This is a genomic window from Streptomyces sp. NPDC046887 (assembly GCF_040644755.1).
In the GTDB taxonomy this organism is placed as follows: Bacteria; Actinomycetota; Actinomycetes; order Streptomycetales; family Streptomycetaceae; genus Streptomyces; species Streptomyces lichenis.
In genome coordinates, this window is record NZ_JBEYXH010000006.1 from 111,277 (window position 1) to 131,430 (window position 20,154).

Annotated in this window: 10 protein-coding genes and 3 pseudogenes; 9 read left to right on the forward strand and 4 right to left on the reverse strand. The window is 73.0% G+C overall.

Going from position 1 to position 20,154, the window contains the following annotated elements:
* The first annotated feature begins 3 nt into the window (after positions 1–3).
* Together ABZ945_RS08990 and ABZ945_RS08995 are read left to right on the forward strand one after the other, a co-directional pair.
* Positions 4–1,551, forward strand: coding sequence for an RNA polymerase sigma factor (locus tag ABZ945_RS08990; RefSeq protein ID WP_361266173.1), 1,548 nt, complete (start codon positions 4–6; stop codon positions 1,549–1,551).
* Positions 1,552–1,885: 334 nt separating this feature from the next.
* Complete coding sequence (locus ABZ945_RS08995; protein WP_361266398.1) at positions 1,886–2,659, forward strand: serine protease; 774 nt, start codon at positions 1,886–1,888, stop codon at positions 2,657–2,659.
* 616 nt (positions 2,660–3,275) lie between these two features.
* Here ABZ945_RS08995 and ABZ945_RS09000 read toward each other — a convergent pair.
* A complete protein-coding gene (locus tag ABZ945_RS09000; protein ID WP_248631104.1) occupies positions 3,276–3,503 on the reverse strand; it encodes a hypothetical protein in 228 nt (75 codons plus the stop codon).
* Between the two features lie 431 nt (positions 3,504–3,934).
* Between ABZ945_RS09000 and ABZ945_RS09005 the strand changes: the two genes are divergently transcribed.
* From ABZ945_RS09005 to ABZ945_RS09015, 3 genes and pseudogenes are all read left to right on the forward strand, one after another.
* On the forward strand, positions 3,935–6,070 hold the full coding sequence (locus ABZ945_RS09005) for a DNA topoisomerase IV subunit B (RefSeq protein ID WP_361266176.1): 2,136 nt from the start codon (positions 3,935–3,937) through the stop codon (positions 6,068–6,070).
* A gap of 201 nt (positions 6,071–6,271) precedes the next feature.
* Positions 6,272–6,697: pseudogene (locus tag ABZ945_RS09010) on the forward strand (DUF485 domain-containing protein); the annotation flags it as partial.
* A 542-nt stretch (positions 6,698–7,239) separates the two neighbouring features.
* Positions 7,240–8,835, forward strand: coding sequence for a cation acetate symporter (locus ABZ945_RS09015; RefSeq protein ID WP_361266178.1), 1,596 nt, complete (start codon positions 7,240–7,242; stop codon positions 8,833–8,835).
* A gap of 34 nt (positions 8,836–8,869) precedes the next feature.
* Here the strand turns inward: ABZ945_RS09015 and ABZ945_RS09020 are convergent, their stop codons facing one another.
* Both ABZ945_RS09020 and ABZ945_RS09025 read right to left on the reverse strand, forming a co-directional pair.
* Positions 8,870–9,553 carry a response regulator gene (locus ABZ945_RS09020; RefSeq protein WP_361266180.1) on the reverse strand — a complete coding sequence of 228 codons (684 nt, stop codon included), beginning with the start codon at positions 9,551–9,553 and terminating at the stop codon, positions 8,870–8,872.
* Positions 9,554–10,350: 797 nt separating this feature from the next.
* A pseudogene (locus ABZ945_RS09025) lies at positions 10,351–11,901 on the reverse strand (sensor histidine kinase); the annotation flags it as partial.
* A gap of 323 nt (positions 11,902–12,224) precedes the next feature.
* Between ABZ945_RS09025 and ABZ945_RS09030 the strand changes: the two are divergent.
* The 4 genes and pseudogenes from ABZ945_RS09030 to ABZ945_RS09045 all read left to right on the forward strand — a co-directional run bounded on the left by ABZ945_RS09030 (position 12,225) and on the right by ABZ945_RS09045 (position 17,290).
* Positions 12,225–13,319, forward strand: a complete 1,095-nt coding sequence (locus tag ABZ945_RS09030; RefSeq protein WP_361266182.1) for a GTP-binding protein — start codon at positions 12,225–12,227, stop codon at positions 13,317–13,319.
* Between the two features lie 257 nt (positions 13,320–13,576).
* Positions 13,577–14,338: an isocitrate lyase/phosphoenolpyruvate mutase family protein gene (locus ABZ945_RS09035; protein WP_361266184.1), complete on the forward strand. Its 762-nt coding sequence runs from the start codon at positions 13,577–13,579 to the stop codon at positions 14,336–14,338.
* Between the two features lie 376 nt (positions 14,339–14,714).
* Positions 14,715–16,070 (forward strand): annotated as a pseudogene (locus ABZ945_RS09040) (bifunctional o-acetylhomoserine/o-acetylserine sulfhydrylase); the annotation flags it as partial.
* A gap of 86 nt (positions 16,071–16,156) precedes the next feature.
* On the forward strand, positions 16,157–17,290 hold the full coding sequence (locus ABZ945_RS09045; RefSeq protein ID WP_361266400.1) for a homoserine O-acetyltransferase: 1,134 nt from the start codon (positions 16,157–16,159) through the stop codon (positions 17,288–17,290).
* 244 nt (positions 17,291–17,534) lie between these two features.
* On the opposite strand, the gene ABZ945_RS09050 is transcribed toward ABZ945_RS09045, so the two are convergent.
* Positions 17,535–19,991 carry a DNA topoisomerase IV subunit A gene (locus ABZ945_RS09050; protein WP_361266186.1) on the reverse strand — a complete coding sequence of 819 codons (2,457 nt, stop codon included), beginning with the start codon at positions 19,989–19,991 and terminating at the stop codon, positions 17,535–17,537.
* Positions 19,992–20,154 lie beyond the last annotated feature (163 nt).

The window sequence follows — 20,154 nt, forward strand, 5'->3', positions numbered from 1 at the left end:
TTCGTGTCGGCCAGCACATCCCGTACGCTCCCGCCGGAGATCGCCGAGTCCGAGTCTGTGATGGCGCTCATCGAGCGGGGAAAGGCTGATGGACAGATCGCGGGCGATGACGTGCGTCGGGCCTTCGAAGCCGACCAGATTCCGCCGACCCAGTGGAAGAATGTCCTGCGCAGCCTCAATCAGATCCTCGAGGAAGAGGGTGTGACGCTGATGGTCAGTGCAGCGGAGCCGAAGCGCACCCGCAAGAGCGTCGCAGCGAAGAGTCCGGCGAAGCGCACCGCCACCAAGGCCGTCACCGCGAAGACGGCCGTGGCGAAGTCCGTCCCCGCCGCGTCGGCAGCGGCGCCGGGCGCGGACGTCCCGGCCGACGAGGCCGGCAGCCCCGCCAAGAAGGCGGCCGCCAAGAAGACCGCCGTCAAGAAGGCGGCGACGGCGAAGAAGACCGTCGCCAAGAAGACCGCGGCCAAGAAGACCACCGGCGGCAAGAAGGACGCCGACGAGGTCATCGAGTCCGAGGAGCTGCTGGAGGACGTCGCGCCCGGCAAGGGCGAGGACGAGGAGGCCGAGGGCGAGAACAAGGGCTTCGTCCTCTCCGACGAGGACGAGGACGACGCGCCCGCCCAGCAGGTCGCCGTCGCCGGTGCCACCGCCGACCCGGTCAAGGACTACCTGAAGCAGATCGGCAAGGTCCCGCTGCTCAACGCCGAGCAGGAGGTCGAGCTCGCCAAGCGGATCGAGGCCGGCCTGTTCGCCGAGGACAAGCTCGCCAACTCCGACAAGCTCGCCCCGAAGCTCAAGCGCGAGCTGGAGATCATCGCCGAGGACGGCCGCCGCGCCAAGAACCACCTGCTGGAGGCCAACCTCCGCCTGGTGGTCTCGCTGGCCAAGCGCTACACCGGCCGCGGCATGCTCTTCCTGGACCTCATCCAGGAGGGCAACCTGGGTCTGATCCGCGCGGTCGAGAAGTTCGACTACACCAAGGGCTACAAGTTCTCCACGTACGCCACCTGGTGGATCCGGCAGGCGATCACCCGCGCCATGGCCGACCAGGCCCGCACCATCCGCATCCCGGTGCACATGGTCGAGGTCATCAACAAGCTCGCGCGCGTCCAGCGCCAGATGCTCCAGGACCTGGGCCGCGAGCCCACCCCGGAGGAGCTGGCCAAGGAGCTCGACATGACCCCCGAGAAGGTCATCGAGGTCCAGAAGTACGGCCGTGAGCCGATCTCGCTGCACACCCCGCTCGGCGAGGACGGCGACAGCGAGTTCGGTGACCTGATCGAGGACTCCGAGGCGGTCGTGCCGGCCGACGCGGTCAGCTTCACCCTGCTGCAGGAGCAGCTGCACTCGGTCCTGGACACGCTCTCCGAGCGCGAGGCCGGTGTGGTGTCCATGCGCTTCGGTCTGACCGACGGCCAGCCCAAGACGCTGGACGAGATCGGCAAGGTCTACGGGGTCACCCGTGAGCGCATCCGCCAGATCGAGTCCAAGACCATGTCCAAGCTGCGCCACCCGTCCCGCTCCCAGGTGCTCCGCGACTACCTGGACTGATCCCGCCGCGCGCGGGGGCGGTCCGCCGCCCGCGCCGCGCGCACGCTGGTGACCTGCGAGGAAGCCGCCGCCCGAGGGTTCTGCCCCGGGCGGCGGCTTCGTCGTGCCGATACCTCCCCGCCACGCCCCCGCCGAGGCCCGGTTCCGCCAGGGAGCCGGGCCTCGGCCGTGCTCCGGGGGTGCGGCAGACGGCGTAGTGCGTGACCCTGGGTGAAGCTGGTCCACCGGAGAGTAAGGAGACCGTATGCGTCGCCCCATCAGCCGGACCATCAGCCGGACCACCAGCTGGAGGAAGCGGACGGCCCGGGAGTGCGCGGCCCCGCTGGCCGCCCTCATGGCCGCGGCCGTCCTGCCGCTCGGCACGACCACTCCGGCGGCCGCCGACAGCGTCGTCGTCGGCGGGCAGCCGGTCCGGGCCGAGGACAGCCCCTGGGTCGTCGCCCTCTCCAGCCGTGACCGGTTCGGCGGTACCCGGGCCGGCCAGTTCTGCGGGGGAGTGGTGGTGGCTCCCACCAAGGTCGTCACCGCCGCGCACTGCCTGGGCCCCTCGGTGCTCGGCACCGACTCCAAGGAGCTGACCGACCTCAGGGTCATCGCGGGCCGCACCGAACTGCGCGACTCCGGCGGCGTGGAGATCGCGGTCACCGGCACCTGGATCAGCCCGTCCTACGACCCGGCCACCCAGGCGGGCGACTTCGCCATGGTCACGCTGGAGACGGCGCTGCCGCGCGGCTACGTCATCGAGACGGCGAAGGCGGGTGACCCGGCGTACCGGGCGGGCACCCGCGCCGCCGTCTACGGCTGGGGGGACACCACCGGTTCCGGTTCCTACGCCTACGCGCTGCGCGCCGCCCAGGTGCGGGTCCTGGACGACGCGGTGTGCGCCCGGGCCTACCCGGCGGAATCCGGCGGCGGCTATCTGCCCGCGACCATGCTCTGCGCGGGCGACCCGGCCGGGGGGCGGGACGCCTGCCAGGGCGACAGCGGCGGCCCGCTGGTGGCCCGGGGCCGGCTGATCGGCCTGGTGTCCTGGGGAAGCGGCTGCGGCGAGGCGGACGCCCCGGGCGTGTACACCCGGCTGTCGGCGGTGCTCCCGGACGAGCCGTGACGACCCGCGGGGCGGTGGGCCGGGGGTCGGTGGAGGAGGGGCCGGAGGGCCCCCGGGGCCAGCGGACGAGGGCCGGTGGGTCCTCCGGGGGCTTGGCCGACGAGAGCCCGGTGGCCGAGCGCCCGGTGGCCGGGGGCCGCGGACGGGGGCCCGGTGAAGGAGGGTCCAGTGGACGAAGGTCCGGTGGCCGAGGGGTCGACGGACGAGGGCGGGGCCTCGGCGGACCAGTGTGGACCTGTGCCGGCCTGTGACGAGTGTGGGCCTGTGGCGGGCTGTGGCGGGCTGACGGGCGCACCGGGCGGGGAGGGCGGCCCTGGGGAGGTTACGGGGCCTGGCGCGGCCGTATGGAGCCTGTCCAGGGGGCCGTACGGGGCTTCCTGGCGGCTCCCACGGCCCTGAGCGGGCTCCGGTGCCCATGCGGGAGGGCGGACGGGGGCCTCGGGCCCGTACGAGCGTTCAGGCTCGCGCGGCCGACACGGTCAGGGTGGCCGACCCGGTCAGGGGCGGCCGACGCGGCCGGGGTGGGGGTACGAGAACGGGCGACCGCCTCCGGGAGGGAGGTGGTCGCCCGTCGGCCGGTCCGGGACCGGCCCCTGGCTCGTCGGGGATGCGAGTGTCAGCGCTCCTCTTCCGGTGCGCCCGGCACGGCGGTCAACCGGTCCGTCTCATCCTGTATTTCCGAAGCGATCTTCTTGAGTTCCGGCTCGAACTTGCGCCCGTGGTGGGCACAGAAGAGCAGCTCACCACCGCTGGTCAGCACGACGCGCAGATAAGCCTGGGCGCCGCAGCGGTCGCAGCGGTCGGCGGCCGTCAGCGGGCTCGCGGGGGTCAGAACAGTAGTCACGTCGCCTCTTCTCTAGCTCGACGAGCTGTCGTACCAGGGTCAACATCCAACCAGGCCGAAAACGTTCCCGCTCGTGGCTTTTCCTCGAAAGTTTCCCTCCGAGGGGGTTGTCTGCCGACGGTTGGCGGCGAATGAGCCGTATTGCTGTGCTCTACGGGTTTCGCGTTGCTTACGTCTTACGCCCTCCCGGCGGTTGCCGGTTGTGCAAGAGGACGTGCCCGGAGCCTAAATGGTTCATGCCTCGAAGGGAACGTGATGTCCACGTCACCCCATCGAGCGATCGAACAGACATGCGAGCGTGGACTAGCATGAACGTCGCGGTGGGTGGCGTGACAACCGCTCTACCAGGCCTCTGTACGCTCTGATCCGGCGACAGCCGTCCGGCCTTACCCACCAAGGCCCTATCCCAAATTCAGCGAGGAGCGAACCGCGTGACCGCCGATACGTCCGTGCCGTCCAGTGCGCTGCTGACCGCAGACCGTGACGGTTCCAACTACACCGCGCGGCACCTGCTCGTCCTGGAGGGGCTTGAGGCGGTCCGCAAGCGACCCGGAATGTACATCGGGTCCACCGACAGCCGCGGCCTGATGCACTGCCTCTGGGAGATCATCGACAACTCGGTCGACGAGGCCCTCGGGGGCTACTGCGACCGCATCGAGGTCCTGCTCCACGACGACGGCTCGGTCGAGGTCCGGGACAACGGCCGGGGCATCCCGGTCGACGTCGAGCCCAAGACCGGGCTCTCCGGCGTCGAGGTCGTGATGACCAAGCTGCACGCCGGCGGAAAGTTCGGCGGCGGCTCGTACGCGGCCTCCGGCGGCCTGCACGGCGTCGGCGCCTCCGTGGTCAACGCGCTCTCCGCCCGGCTCGACGTCGAGGTGGACCGCAACAGCGCCACCCACTCCATCAGCTTCCGCCGAGGTGTGCCCGGCATCTTCACCGAATCCGGGCCGGACGCGCCCTTCGACCCGGGGAACGGGCTGGTCAAGGGCAAGCGGGTGCGCAAGGACCGCACCGGCACCCGGGTGCGCTACTGGGCCGACCGGCAGATCTTCCTCAAGGACGCCAAGCTCTCCCTGGACCATCTGCACCAGCGCGCCCGGCAGACCGCCTTCCTGGTGCCCGGCCTCACCATCGTGGTCCGCGACGAGCGCGGCACCGAGGGCACCGGGGGCGCGGAGGGCGCCGGGGTCAGCGAGGAGACCTTCCGCTTCGACGGCGGCATCAGCGAGTTCTGCGAGTACCTGGCCCAGGACAAGCCGGTCTGCGACGTGCTGCGCCTCAGCGGCCAGGGCACCTTCAAGGAGACCGTCCCGGTCCTCGACGACCGCGGCCATATGACCCCCACCGAGGTCACCCGGGAGCTCGGGGTGGACGTGGCGCTGCGCTGGGGCACCGGCTACGACTCCACGGTGAAGTCCTTCGTCAACATCATCGCCACCCCCAAGGGCGGCACCCATGTCAGCGGCTTCGAGCGCGCCGTGACCCGCACGGTCAACGACGTGCTGCGCTCGGCCAAGCTGCTGCGCGTCGCCGAGGACGACGTCGTCAAGGACGACGCCCTGGAGGGGCTGACCGCCGTGGTCACCGTCCGCCTCGCCGAGCCGCAGTTCGAGGGCCAGACCAAGGAGGTGCTCGGCACCTCCGCGGCCAACCGGATCGTGGCCAACGTGGTCGCCAAGGAGCTGAAGGAGTTCCTGACCTCCACCAAGCGGGACGCCAAGGCGCAGGCCCGGGCGGTGCTCGACAAGGCCGTCGCCGCCGCCCGTACCCGGATCGCCGCCCGCCAGCACAAGGAGGCGCAGCGCCGCAAGACCGCGTTGGAGTCCTCCTCCCTCCCCGCCAAGCTCGCCGACTGCCGCAGCGACGACGTGGAGCGCAGCGAGCTGTTCATCGTCGAGGGCGACTCGGCCCTGGGCACCGCCAAGCTGGCCCGCAACAGCGAGTTCCAGGCGCTGCTGCCGATCCGCGGCAAGATCCTCAACGTCCAGAAGTCCTCCGTCTCGGACATGCTGAAGAACGCCGAGTGCGGGGCGATCATCCAGGTCATAGGAGCGGGCTCGGGCCGCACCTTCGACATCGACGCGGCCCGCTACGGCAAGATCGTGCTGCTGGTCGACGCCGATGTGGACGGCGCGCACATCCGCTGCCTGCTGCTGACCCTGTTCCAGCGCTATATGCGCCCGATGGTCGAGGCGGGCCGGGTGTTCGCCGCGGTGCCGCCGCTGCACCGGATCGAGCTGATCCAGCCCAAGCGGGGCCAGGACAAGTACGTCTACACCTACTCCGACAACGAACTGCGGCAGACCCTGCTGGAGTTCGAGCGCAAGGGCGTCCGCTACAAGGATTCCATCCAGCGCTACAAGGGCCTCGGCGAGATGGACGCCGACCAGCTGGCGGAGACCACCATGGACCCGCGCCACCGCACCCTGCGCCGGATCAACATCGGTGATCTGGACGGCGCGGAGCAGGTGTTCGACCTGCTGATGGGCAACGAGGTCGCCCCGCGCAAGGAGTTCATCACCAGCTCGGCGGCGACGATGGACCGCTCCCGGATCGACGCCTGATCCGTACGGGAACGCTCCGTCGTGCCCGTCATGCTCCTTGATCCGGCCCGGAACCGCCGACGCGGTTCCGGGCCGGATCGGTTCCCGGGTTCCGGTCACCTGATGGGGTGAAGACTCCCTGGATCGGGGGTCGGGAGCGTCCCGGTCTGTCCATCCTTGTGCACGCGGCCGAAACGGTTCGCTGACAAGGAGAGTTGACCGGTGATCGATGACCCGTGGTACGACGCGCTGGCCTCCGAATGGGGGGAAGGGGCCGGGACCGGCGGACCGGCCGTCCCGGGCGTCCCGGGTGCCCGGAGGGAACCGGCCCCGCCGCACCCCCGCAGCGCCGCCGACATCTACCTGGAGGTGCACCGCAGCGCCGCCTTCCAGGAGGTGCGCAGCCGCTACCGGCGGTTCGTCGTGCCCGCCACCGCCGGGTTCCTCCTCTGGTACCTGAGCTATGTGGTCGCGGCCACCGCCGCGCCGGAGTTGATGTCCCGGCCGGTCTTCGGCGCGGTGAACGTGGCGATGCTGGCCGGGCTCGGCCAGTTCCTCACCACCTTCCTGCTGACCTGGGCGTATGTCCGGCACGCCGGCCGCCATCGGGACCAGGCCGCGCTTGACCTGCGGTGGACCGTCTTCGACCAGGGCCGGACCGCCGCGCAACGGCCGCGGGACGAGGAGGAGCAGCCGTACGCGCGGGAGGAGCGCCTGCCGGAGACGTATGCGCCGGAGGCGTCGGTACCGGAGATGTACGGGCCGCGGACGTACGTACCGGAGGGGTACGCGGACCCGGAGCCGTACGCCCCGGAGCCCTACGCACCCCAGCCGTACTCCTCCGAGCGGTACGGGACCGAGCAGTACGAGCCCGAGCGGTACGGGACCGATCAGTACGGGACCGATCAGTACGGGGCCGAGCGGTACGGGGCCGAGTCGGCGGCTTCGGCGCAGGTGGCGGCGCCCGGGTGGCCCGCCGCGGGTGCCGCCGCCCCTGAGGCGGTCGCACCGCGGCCGGTCGTGCCGGGGCCGGTCGTGCCGGTACAGGGCGGGCCGGGGCCGGTCGTGCCGGGGCAGGGTGGGCCGGGGCCGGTGACGGCGGTACGGCAGGTGGCCAGGGAGGCGGCCGGGTTGCCGCTCCAGCCGCTGCCCGGCCGCCCGGCGACCGCGACCGGCGGGGAGGCGGCACGATGACCGGCGACCACCAGACCCTGGCGCTGGTCCTGTTCAGCGTCTTCATCGCGGTCACCCTGGCCATCACCAGCTGGGTCAGCCGCAGCCGGCACGGCTCCGCCGAGGAGTTCTACGCCGGCGGGCGGCTCTTCTCGCCCATGGAGAACGGCTTCGCCATCGCCGGCGACTACATGTCCGCGGCCTCCTTCCTCGGCATCTCCGGGCTGATCGCCCTCTTCGGCTACGACGGCATGCTCTACTCGGTCGGCTTCCTGGTCGCCTGGCTGGTCGTGCTGCTGCTCGTCGCCGAACTGGTCCGCAACTGCGGCCGGTTCACCCTGGCCGACGTCCTCGCGGCCCGGATGCGGGAACGCCCGGTGCGGATCGCCGCGGGTACCTCCTCGGTCACCGTCTCGGTGCTCTACCTGGTGGCGCAGATGGTCGGCGCGGGGAGCCTGGTCGCCCTGCTGCTCGGCGGCACCAGCGAGGCGGCACGCGCCTGGACCGTGATCGGCGTGGGCGCGCTGATGGTGATCTACGTCTCCTGGGGCGGGATGCGGGCCACCACCTGGATCCAGATCGTCAAGGCCGTGCTGCTGATGGCCGGCGCGATCACCCTCACCGTCCTGGTCCTGCTGCGCTTCCACGGGGACATCGGGCTGCTGCTCACCAGCGCCGCCGAACGCAGCGGCCACGGTGCTTCGTTCCTCGGCCCCGGGCTCCGCTACGGCGGCGACTGGACCGCCCGTCTGGACTTCGTCAGCCTCGGCCTGGCCCTGGTCCTGGGCACCGCCGGGCTGCCGCACATCCTGTCCCGGTTCTACACGGTGCCCACCGCCAAGGCCGCCCGCCGCTCGGTGGTCTGGTCCATCGGCCTGATCGGCGGCTTCTACCTGATGACCATCGTGCTCGGCTTCGGGGCCGCCGCGCTGGTCGGCAGCGACGCGGTCCGCGCCTCCAACGCGGCCGGCAATACCGCCGTACCGCTGCTCGCCCTGGACCTCGGCGGAGGCGCCGGTTCCACCGGGGGAGCGGTGCTGTTCGCGGTGGTCGCCGCGGTCGCCTTCGCCACCATCCTGGCCGTGGTCGCGGGGATCACGCTGGCCTCCTCCGCGGCCGTCGCCCATGACCTCTATGCCTCGATGCGCCGCGCCCCCGGCCGCAAGCGGCACAGCGAGGTGGCGGTGGCCCGGGTCGCCGCCGCGCTGGTCGGGGCGCTGGCCATCGGGCTCGGGCTGCTGGCCCGCGACCTGAACGTGGCCTTCCTGGTCGGCCTCGCCTTCGCGGTCGCCGCCTCCGCCAATCTGCCGGTGCTGCTGTACTCACTGTTCTGGCGGCGGTTCACCACCCGGGGGGCGGTCTGGTCGGTGTACGGCGGTCTGGTGCCGGCGGTGCTGCTGGTGGTGTTCTCGCCGGTGGTCTCGGGCAGCCCCGGGGCGCTCTTCCCGGGGGTGGACTTCCACCTCTTCCCGCTGGAGAACCCGGGCATCGTCTCCGTACCGCTCGGCTTCCTCGCCGGCTGGCTGGGCACCGCCACCTCGCCCGAGCCCCCCGACGAGCAGCGGCACGCCGAGACCGAGGTGCGGGCGCTGACGGGGGCCGGGGCGGTCTGAGCGGTCGTCCGCCCACCGGTCGCCCGGGCGTCGGTCAGCCGGGTGACGCCCAGGCGTAGCGATGCTCGGGGCGGCCGGTCTCGCCGTAGCGGAGCGAGAGCACCACCCGGCCCGCCCGCTCCAGGAGCTTCAGATACCGCTGGGCGGTCTGCCGGCTCATCCCGGCCCGCTCGGCGATCGCCTGGGCGGAGAGCGGCTCCTCGGCGGTGAGCAGCACCTGCCGGACCAGTTCGGCCGTGGTGGGCGAGTGGCCCTTCGGTAGATCGGGCGGGGCCGCCGAGCGGGCCGACAGGGCGCCGAAGATGCGGTCCACCTCGGCCTGCTCGGCCTCGCCGCCGACATCGAGGGTGCGGCGCAGCTCCGCGTAGGCCTCCAGTTTGGGCCGCAGCCCGGCGAAGGAGAACGGTTTCACCAGGTACTGGAGCGCGCCATGGCGCTGCGCCGCCTGCACGGTGGCCACGTCCCGGGCCGCCGTCACCATGATCACGTCGGTGTGGTGGCCGCGTCGGCGCAGCTCCCGGACGACCGCCAGCCCGTCGCCGTCGGGGAGGTAATGGTCGAGCAGGATGAGGTCCACCGGCTGCTCGGCGAGCCGGGCCAGGGCCTCGGCTGCCGAGTGGGCCAGCGCCACCACGGTGAAGCCGGGCACCTTGCCGACGTACGCCGCGTTCACCTTGGCCACCCGGACGTCGTCGTCCACCACCAGGACCCGGATCACCGCGCACCTCCGGGCGGGGTGGGAGGGGAAGCGGGGGAGCGCGGTGCGGATGCCGGCACGGACGGTGGTACGGGTACGGGGGATCTGAGGGGGGTGTCGCCGGGGCGGCTTGAGGCCTGACCGGACTCGCCTGGCCTGCGGGGGACGCCGCTGGGTCCGGCGGCGGTCTCGCCGGGTCCCCCGGGCGCCTCACCGGGTCCACCAAGGGCCTGACCGCGCTCGCCGGGGACGTCGCCGGGTCTGGCGGGGTCCCGCCCCGGTTCGGCGGGGGCGTCGCCGGGGCGGCTGGGGGCCTCGCTAGGGCGGCTGGGGGTCTTACCGGGCTCGCCCGGCCCGCCGGGGGCTTCGCCGGCTCCGCCGAGGGTGTCGTCGGGTCTGGCGGGGTCCCGCCCCGGTTCAGCGAGGGTCTGCCCCGGCTCGGCGAGGGCCTGACCTGGCTCGCCGGGGGTGTCGCCGGGTCTGGCGGGGTCCCGCCCCGGTTCGGCGAGGGCCTGACCGGGTCCGCCGGGGGTGTCGCTGGGGCGGCTGGGGGTCTTACCGGGCTCGCCCGGCCCGCCGGGGGCCTCGCCGGCTCCGATGGGGGCCTGACCGGGCTCGCCGGGACCCACACTGGGTCTGGCGGCGGCCTGCCTCGGTCCGGCAGGGACCTGATCAGGGCCGCCGGGGGCGTCGCCGGGCTCGCCGGGGGCGTCGCCGGGCTCGCCAAGGGCCCCATCGGCTCCGCCAAGGGCCCCATCGGCTCCGCCGAGGGCGGCATCGGTTCCGCCAAGGGGGCCATCGGTTCCGCTGAGGGCGGCGGGGGCGGTCGGGTCGGTCAGGGCCTCCGGGAGGATGACGGTGAACTCCGCGCCGCCCGCCTCGGCCTCCGCCAGGGTCACCGAACCGCCCTGCCGCTCGGCGAGTCTGCGTACCAGGGCCAGTCCCAGTCCGCGCCGTCCGCCGTGTGCCGGGCGGTCCTTGGTGGACCAGCCCTCGGTGAAGACCAGCTCCCGGTGGTCGGCCGGCACGCCCGGGCCGCTGTCCGCGACCCGCAGCCGCACCGTACGGCCGTCCTCGGCCCGCAGCTCGACCTCCACCCGCGCCTGACGGCTGCCGGCGGCCGCGTCCACCGCGTTGTCGACCAGGTTCCCCACCACCGTCACCAGCTCCCGCGGCTCCACCAGCCGGTCCGGCAGCAGGGTCGAGGGGGCGATCCGCAGGCCGACCCCGCGCTCCGCCGCCACCGTCGCCTTGCCGACCAGCAGCGCGGCCAGCAGCGGGTCGCGGACCTTCTCGGTGACCTGCTCGGCGGTCGCCCGGTGCACGCCGACCACCTCGGTGACGAACTCCACCGCCTCCTCGTACAGCTCCAGCTCCAGCAGCCCCAGCAGGGTGTGCAGCCGGTTGGCGTGCTCATGGTCCTGCGCCCGGAGCGCGTCGATCAGCCCCCGGGTGGCGTCCAGCTCGCGGCCCAGCCGCTCCAGCTCGGTGCGGTCCCGCAGGGTGGCCACCGCGCCCCCGTCGTCGGTGGGCATCCGGTTGGCGATCAGCACCCGCTGACCGCGTACAGTCACCAGGTCCTCGCCGGTGACCCGCCCCGCCAGCACCTCGGCAGTCCTGCCTGCCCCCAGTGCCTCGTCCAGCGGCTTCCCGGCGGCCTCGGGGCCCAGGCCCAGCAGCCGCTGCGCCTCGTCGTTCATCAGCCGGATACGGCCGGACCGGTCCAGCGCCAGCACGCCCTCGCGGATGCCGTGCAGCATCGCCTCGCGCTCGGCGAGCAACGCGGAGATATCGGAGAAGGCCAGGTCATGGGTCTGCCGCTGGAGCCGCCGGGAGATCAGATACGCGGCCAGCGCCCCGACGGCCAGGGCCCCGCCCGCGTACGCCAGCAGCCCGGGGATGGCCGACAGCAGCCGGGCCCGGACGCTGTCGTACTCGATACCGACCGACACCGCGCCGACGATGGTGCCGCCCTGGTCCCGCAGCGGGACCTTGCCGCGCGCCGACCGGCCGAGGGTGCCGCTGTCGATCTCCATCAGGTCCCGGCCGGCCAGCACGGCGCTGGGGTCGGTGGAGACGGGCCGGCCGATCTGCGCCGGGTCGGTGTGCGACCAGCGCACTCCCCAGCGGTCCATCACCACCACGTACTCCGCGCCGGTCTCCCGCCGGATGCGCTCGGCCTCCCGCTGGACCGGGCCGGTCGCGCTGGGCCGGGAGGCGGTCAGATCGGCCGCCAGGTCGGTGGAGGCGGTGGTCTCGGCGATGGCGAGCGCCCGCCGCATGGCCTGGTCGTCCAGCTGGGCGCTGAGCGGTGCCAGGAACAGGCCGGTGGCCAGCACCGTCACCCCGAGCACGATCAGCAGCTGCATCAGCAGGACCTGCGCGAACACCCGCCGCGGCCAGCCCAGCCGCCGGCGCCGGACGGCCGGGCGCGCGGCGGGCGCGGCGACCAGGGTGGAGGGCGGAGCGGGTACGGGAGGCATGCACCGAACGGTAAGCGGCGGCGCCCGCAGAGCGAAATGTCCGGAGGGGGATGGTCACGGGGGAGTAGGGGGCGGTCGGAGCTGAGGGTCCGGGTGGGGCTGTGCGGGCGTGCCGGGCGGCGGCGGGGTGGAGGCGCGCGCGGGCGTCCTATCCTGGGGCCCGCCTCGACCTCCTCACTCCCCGATCCCCACTCATGGAAGGGCGCCCCTTGAGCAGCGCGCAGCCGATCCCCGTCGTCGTCCTCGCGGGATTCCTCGGATCGGGCAAGACGACCCTGCTGAACCATCTGCTGCGCAGCGCCAGAGGCACCCGGATCGGGGTCATGGTCAATGACTTCGGCTCGATCGAGATCGACGCCATGACCGTCGCCGGGCAGGTGGGCTCCACCGTCTCGCTCGGCAACGGCTGTCTGTGCTGTGCGGTGGACGCCAGCGAGCTGGACACCTATCTGGAGACGCTGACCAGGCCGTCGGCCGGGCTGGACGTCATCGTGATCGAGGCCAGCGGGCTCGCCGAGCCGCAGGAACTGGTGCGGATGGTGCTGGCCAGTGACAACGGGCGGGCGGTGTACGGGGGGCTGGTCCAGGTCGTGGACGCGGCCGAGTACGACACCACCCGGCAGCGGCACCCGGAGACCGACCGGCACCTGGCCATCGCGGATCTGGTGGTGGTCAACAAGGCGGACCGGGTCCCGGCCGAGGAACTGCGGCGGGTACGCGCCTCGGTCACCGCCCTGGCCGGCCGGGCCGCCGTGGTGCAGGCGGCCCACGGGCGGGTCGACCCGGAGCTGCTGTTCGAGCGGGCCGCACCGCGCGACGGGGCCGGCGAGGGACAGCTCTCCTTCGACGACCTGCGGGAGGACGAGCACGCGGACCATCCGCACGCGGCGTACGACGCGGTCTCCTTCACCGCCGACCGGCCGATGCACCCGCGCCGGTTGCTGGACTTCCTCGACGGCAGGTCGGAGGGGCTGTACCGGATCAAGGGCTTCGTGGACTTCGGCACGGCCGATCCGGCCAACCGGTACGCGGTGCACGCGGTCGGCCGGTTCCTGCGCTTCTACCCGGAGCCCTGGCCGGAGGGTGAGCCGCGCCGCACCCAACTGGTGCTGATCGGCTCCGGGGTGGACGGGGCCGCGCTGGGCGCGGCACTGGAGGGCTGCCGGGTCACCGGCCCCGAGGACGTACCGGAGGAGCACAGCATGTGGGGCGTGTTGCGCTACGTCCCGGAGAAGGGCGAACCGGAAGAGGGCGGACCGGAGGCGGGCGGACCGGAGGCGTCCGAGGTGCCGGTGGAGCTCTGACCGCCGGGGGCGGCGGGACGGCCGGGAAGACGGGGTCGGCGGGATCGGCGGGATCGGCGGGATCGGCGGGATCGGCGGGTCCGCAGGGTTCCCAGGGCTTTCCGGGCTCTTCCGGGTCGGGCTCTTCCGGGTCGGTGGGGGAGTGGGCGCCGCCCGCCGCGGTCGAGCGGTGGGGCTGGCCCGGCTGTGGGCGGTCCGCCACCGGGCGGTGCCTGTGGGTGCGTTGGGTGTGGCGGTCCGGGGGTAGCGTCCTCGGTATGGATCTTCGTACTACCGTTGCGCGCGCTCAGCGCCTCAGGCAGTTGCATGCCCAGTACCAGCCGCTCGTACTGCCCACCGTCTGGGACGTCTGGTCCGCGCGGACGGCGGTCGGCGCCGGGTTCCCCGCGCTGACGGTCGGCAGCCATCCGCTGGCCGACTCCCGAGGGGCCGATGACCACGAGGGGCAGACCTTCGAGGAGGTTCTCGCCGCCGTCAGGCCGATCATCGCGGCGGTGGACGTTCCCGTGTCCGTGGACCTGGAGGCCGGGTACGGGCAGCAGCCCGCGGACCTGGTCGCCGGGCTCACCGAGGTCGGCGGCGTCGGGCTCAACATCGAGGACACCGTCCACTCGGACGGCGGACGCGTGCGGGGCACCCAGGAGCACGCGAGCTATGTCGCCGGTCTGCGCGCGGCGGCCGATGACGCGGGAATCCCGCTCTGGGTCAACGGGCGCACCGACCTCTTCCTGCACGCGGAGGATCCCTCCGCTGTCCTCGACGAGGCGATCGAGCGGTTGCGGGCCATGGAGCAGGCCGGTGCCGACAGCGTCTACCCGGTGCGTATCCAGGACGACGACGAGCTGCTCGCGGCGGTCGTCGGCGCCGTCGCCGTCCCCGTGAACTCCACGGCCCACCCCGTCAAGCACGATCTTGAGCGCTTCCGCCGCCTCGGCGTCGGCCGGATCACCTACGGCCCGCTGCTGCAACTCGCCCTGGCGGATGCGATGAAGGGCATGCTCGGGCCGTGGGCGCCCTGACCGGTCACCTCCACTGACAGGTGCGGTGTGACCATGGGTGGGGGTTGGGGGCGGGGCGTCGCCGGTTGTGCCGGTCGGGTCCGCGCGGTGGCGGTCCGCGCGGACCCGGTCGTCCGGCGGCCGGGCGGGGCGTGCGTGAACGTTGTATGTCACGCCCGGTGGACCGCTGGTCCGCATGGCGGCGCTGTGCTTACGTGAAGGCGTCACCGCTCTTCCGCCGGCTTACGCGGCTGTGATCCGGCCTGTGCCACCGCCGTGCGCGCCGAGCGGGCCGCGATGGAGATCCCGGCCCGCCTTCCGACTCCCCGTTGGCCGCCCTGCCCCGGCAGGGCGCGAGGCCGTGCGCGCACCCGTACCTCGTACTAGGAGCACCGCCATGAGCCAGCCCATCGACTCCGTCGCCGCCGGTCACACCCCCGAGGACGAGCCCACTGGGCCCGACACCTCGGCCTGGTCCTTCGAGACCAAGCAGATCCACGCGGGCGCGACGCCCGACCCGGCGACCGGGGCGCGGGCGACACCGATCTACCAGACGACGTCCTTCGTGTTCCGGGACACCCAGCACGCCGCCGACCTGTTCTCGCTGGCCGAGCCCGGCAACATCTACACCCGTATCCACAACCCCACCCAGGACGTCTTCGAGCAGCGGATCGCCGCGCTGGAGGGCGGGGTCGCGGCCGTCGCGCTGTCCTCCGGGCAGGCGGCCGAGACCCTGGCGATCCTCACCCTGGCCGGCGCCGGGGACCATCTGGTGGCCAGCACCTCGCTGTACGGGGGTACGTACAACCTGTTCCGGCACACCCTGCCCCGGTTCGGCGTCGAGGTGTCCTTCGTGGACGACCCGGACGACGCCGAGGCCTGGCGGGCGGCGATCCGGCCGGAGACCAAGGCGCTGTTCGCCGAGACGCTGGGCAACCCCCGCGGCAACGTCCTGGACGTGCGCGCGGTCGCCGATGTGGCGCACGCGGCCGGGGTCCCGCTGATCGTGGACAACACCGTGCCCACGCCCTATCTGCTGCGGCCCCTCGAACACGGCGCCGACATCGTCGTCCACTCGGCGACCAAGTTCCTCGGCGGGCACGGCACCACCGTCGCGGGCGTCGTCGTGGACGGCGGCACCTTCGACTTCGGGGCGCACCCCGACCGCTTCCCGGGCTTCACCGAGCCCGACCCCAGCTACCACGGCCTGCGGTACTGGCCGGCGCTCGGCCCGGGCGCGTTCGCGGTCAAGCTGCGTGTGCAGCTGCTGCGCGACCTCGGCCCCGCCCTCTCCCCGCACTCCGCCTTCCTGCTGCTGCAAGGGGTCGAGACGCTGAGCCTGCGCATCGAGCGGCACTCCGCCAACGCGCAGGCCCTCGCCGAGTGGTTGGAGCAGCGCGACGAGGTCGCCGCCGTGCACTACCCGGGCCTGCCGTCCAACCGCTGGTACGAGGCGGGCCGGCGCTATCTGCCGCGCGGCGCGGGCGCGGTGCTCTCCTTCGAGCTGCGCGACGGCGTCGAGGCGGGCAAGCGGTTCGTGGACGCCGTCGAGCTATTCAGCCATCTGGCCAACATCGGGGACGTACGCAGCCTGATCATCCATCCGGCGTCCACCACCCACAGCCAGCTGGACGAGGCGCAGTTGGCGGCGACCGGCACCTCGCCCGGCCTGGTGCGCCTGTCGGTGGGCCTGGAGAACCTCGCCGACCTCCAGGCGGATCTGGAGGCGGGCTTCCGGGCGGTCAAGGGCGCGGTGAGGGGAGCGGCCGGGGGCACGGCTGGGGACGCGGCCGAAGACGTGGCCAGGGACGTGGCCGGGGGCGCGTTCTGAGCAGGTCGCTGCCGCCGTCCGGGATACCCCTGGCGGCGGCCTCGGGGGGCTGGCGGGAGGGGGATCCGGCGGGAGGGCGCCGGTGGTACACCCGCCGGGCGCCGCTGGGGCTGGAGGCGGGCGGGGAACTCCCCGGTCTGAGAATGGCGTACGAGACCTGGGGCACGCTCGCGCCGGACCGCGCCAACGCGGTGCTGGTGCTGCACGCCCTCACCGGCGACAGCCACGCCGCCGGCCCGGCCGGCCCCGGACACCCCACCCCCGGCTGGTGGGACGGGCTCATCGGGCCGGGGCGCGCGCTGGACACCGACCGCCTGTTCGTGGTGGCGCCCAATGTGCTGGGCGGCTGCCAGGGCAGCACCGGGCCGTCCTCGCGCCGGGCCGACGGCCGCCACTGGGGCGGCGACTTCCCCTTTCTGACCCCGCGTGACCAGGTCGCGGCCGAGGCCGGTCTCGCCGACGCACTCGGCGTCGACCGCTGGGCGCTGGTGATCGGCGGCTCGATGGGCGGGATGCGGGCCCTGGAATGGGCCGTGACCCACCCCGAACGCACCGGCGCGCTGCTGCTGCTCGCCACCACGGCGGCCGCGAGCGCGGAGCAGATCGCCTGGGCGTCGATCCAACTGCGCACGATCCGCGCCGACCCGCACTGGCAGGGCGGCCACTACCACGGCACCGGCCGGGCCCCGCACACCGGACTGGGCCTCGCCCGCCGCCTGGCCCATGTCACCTACCGCAGCGAGCCCGAACTCGCCGCCCGCTTCGGCCGCGCCGCCCAGGACACGGAGGACCCCTGGCGTGGCGGCCGCTACCGGATCCAGTCCTACCTCGACCACCACGCGGCCAAGTTGGCCCGCCGCTTCGACGCGGGCAGCTATGTCGTGCTGACCGAGGCCATGAACGGCCACGACATCGGCCGGGGCCGCGGCGGCACCCGGGCCGCACTGCGCCGGGTGACCGCCCGGACCCTGGTCGCCGGCATCGACTCCGACCGCCTCTACCCACCGTCCCAGCAGGCGGAGTTGGCGGCCGGCATCCCCGGTGCCGACCGCCCACGCGTGCTCCGCTCTCCGCATGGCCACGACGGGTTCCTCATCGAGGTGGAGCAGGTCGGCGCGCTGGTGACCGAACTGCTCCACTGAGCGGTCGGCCCGAGCGGGCCGTAGGCCGGACGGACCGGAGCCCGAGCGGGCCGGAGCCTCCACCGCCCCTGGTGCGGCAGCGGCCGCCGGCCGGGAGCGAGCGGGCCACGGGGATGCCGATCGGCCGGGTCGGCCGACTCTCCCGTCCGCGCCGACGGTTCCCGCTGCGGTGGCAGGCCGGTTACGGACCGGTGGCGGACCACCGACCTTCGACTGACGGCCCCCCCGGCCCGCCGTACCCGCCCTAGGAGACCGGGCCCGCGAGCACCGCCACCGGCTTGGCCAGGGGGGTCCCGGAGCCGTCGCGGCGGGGGTCGGGCTCGGGGAGCTCGACCGGGGCGCCGGTCTTCTGGGCGGCGCGGGCCGGGGCGGCGCCCGCCCAGGCCAGGATCAGGTGGTCCTCACCGCGCAGGAACCGCTGGCAGCGCACCCCGCCGGTGGCGCGGCCCTTGCGCGGATACTGGTCGAAGGGGGTCAGCTTGGCCGAGGTGGCGGCCGTGGCGTCCAGCGCTCCGGAGGAGCCGGCCACGGTGAAGACCACCGCCTCGGCGGAGGGGTCCACGGCGGTGAAGGACAGCACCTCGGCGCCGGCGGCCAGCTTCACCCCGGCCATGCCGCTGGCCGGGCGGCCCTGCGGGCGGACCTGGGCGGCCGGGTAGCGCAGCAACTGGGCGTCGGAGGTGATGAAGACCAGGTCCTCCTCGCCGGTGCGCAGCTCCATGGCGCCGACGATCCGGTCGCCCTCCTTGAGGGTGATGACCTCCAGCTCCTCCTTGTTCGCCGGATAGTCCGGGACCACCCGCTTGACCACGCCCTGGAGGGTGCCCAGGGCCAGGCCGGGCGAGGACTCCTCCAGGGTGATCAGGCAGAGCACCTGCTCGTCCTTCTCCAGGGTGAGGAACTCCGAGACCGCCGCCCCACCGGAGAGGTTGGGCGTGGAGGCGGTGTCCGGCAGCTGGGGCAGGTCGATCACCGCGAGCCGCAGCAGCCGCCCGGTGGAGGTGACCGCGCCGACCTCACCGCGCTGGGTGGCGAGCACCGCGGAGACGATCACATCGTGCTTGGTGCGCCGGCCCCCGGCGTCCGGCAGCGGCTCACCGGTGACGGTGCGGGCCAGCAGACCGGTGGAGGAGAGCAGCACCCGGCAGGGGTCGTCCGCCACCTCCAGGGACTGCGCGGCGACCGGGGTGCCCGCCGACTCCAGCAGCACGGTGCGCCGCTCGGTGGCGAACTTCTTGCCCACCGCCGCCAGCTCGCCGGAGACCAGCTTGCGCAGCTCGGTGTCGGACTCCAGGATCCGGGTCAGCTCCTCGATCTCCCCGGTGAGCTTGTCCCGCTCGCTCTCCAGCTCGATCCGGTCGAAGCGGGTGAGCCGGCGAAGCGGGGTGTCCAGGATGTACTGGGTCTGCACCTCGCTCAGCGAGAAGCGCTCGATCAGCCGCTCCTTGGCCTGCGCGCTGTTGTCGCTGGACCGGATCAGCCGGATGACCTCGTCGATGTCGAGCAGCGCGACGAGCAGGCCCTCCACCAGGTGCAGCCGGTCGCGCTTCTTGCCGCGGCGGAACTCGCTGCGCCGGCGCACCACCTCGAAGCGGTGGTCGAGGTAGACCTCCAGCAGCTCCTTGAGGCCCAGGGTGAGCGGCTGGCCGTCCACCAGCGCCACGTTGTTGATGCCGAAGGACTCCTCCATCGGCGTCAGCTTGTACAGCTGCTCCAGCACGGCCTCCGGGATGAAGCCGTTCTTGATCTCGATGACCAGGCGCAGCCCGTGCTCCCGGTCGGTGAGGTCCTTGACGTCCGCGATGCCCTGGAGCCTCTTGGCGCCCACCAGGTCCTTGATCTTGGAGATGACCTTCTCGGGGCCGACCGCGAAGGGCAGTTCGGTGACGACCAGGCCCTTGCGGCGGGCGGTGACGTTCTCCACGGCGACGGTCGCGCGGATCTTGAAGGTGCCGCGGCCGCTCTCGTACGCGTCCCTGATCCCGGACAGCCCGACGATCCGGCCGCCGGTGGGCAGGTCCGGCCCCGGCACGTACCGCATCAGGGTGTCCAGGTCGGCGCCCGGGTGCTTGATCAGGTGCCGGGCGGCCGCGATGACCTCGCCCAGGTTGTGCGGCGGCATATTGGTCGCCATGCCGACCGCGATCCCGGAGGCGCCGTTGACCAGCAGGTTCGGATACGCGGCGGGGAGCGCGACCGGCTCGCGCTCCTGGCCGTCGTAGTTCGGGTTGAAGTCGACGGTGTCCTCGTCGATCGACTCCGTCATCAGCGAGGTGGCGTCGGCCATCCGGCACTCGGTGTACCGCATCGCGGCCGGCGGGTCGTCGTTGCCCAGCGAGCCGAAGTTGCCGTGGCCGTCGACCAGCGGCAGCCGCATCGAGAACGGCTGCGCCATCCGCACCAGGGCGTCGTAGATCGAGGCGTCGCCGTGCGGGTGGAGCTTGCCCATCACCTCGCCGACGACCCGGGCGCACTTGACGAAGCCTCGGTCGGGGCGGAGACCCATCTCGTTCATCTGGTAGACGATGCGGCGGTGCACCGGCTTCATGCCGTCCCGCGCGTCGGGCAGGGCGCGGGAGTAGATGACCGAGTAGGCGTACTCAAGGAAGGAGCCCTGCATCTCGTCCACGACGTCGATGTCGAGGATGCGCTCCTCGAAGCCGTCGTCGGGCTGCGTGGTCTTCGTGCTGCGGCGGGCCATCGCGGCTACGGCTCCTTCACCAACAAGGCTGATCTGACGAACAAGGCTGATCTGACGCGGACCATTGTGGACCGTGCCACTGACAACGCGGACCGCGACCCGGGCGGAAGTGGGGCACACACCCGGGCACAACCGGTCGCACCACCGCACCGGGACGGCCCGC

Coding starts and splice junctions, on each gene's coding strand:
- ABZ945_RS09015 (WP_361266178.1), top strand. CDS start 7,240: ATGACCGGCGACCACCAGACCCTGGCGCTGGTCCTGTTCAGCGTCTTC.
- ABZ945_RS09035 (WP_361266184.1), top strand. CDS start 13,577: ATGGATCTTCGTACTACCGTTGCGCGCGCTCAGCGCCTCAGGCAGTTG.
- ABZ945_RS09050 (WP_361266186.1), bottom strand. CDS start 19,991: ATGGCCCGCCGCAGCACGAAGACCACGCAGCCCGACGACGGCTTCGAG.
- ABZ945_RS08995 (WP_361266398.1), top strand. CDS start 1,886: ATGGCCGCGGCCGTCCTGCCGCTCGGCACGACCACTCCGGCGGCCGCC.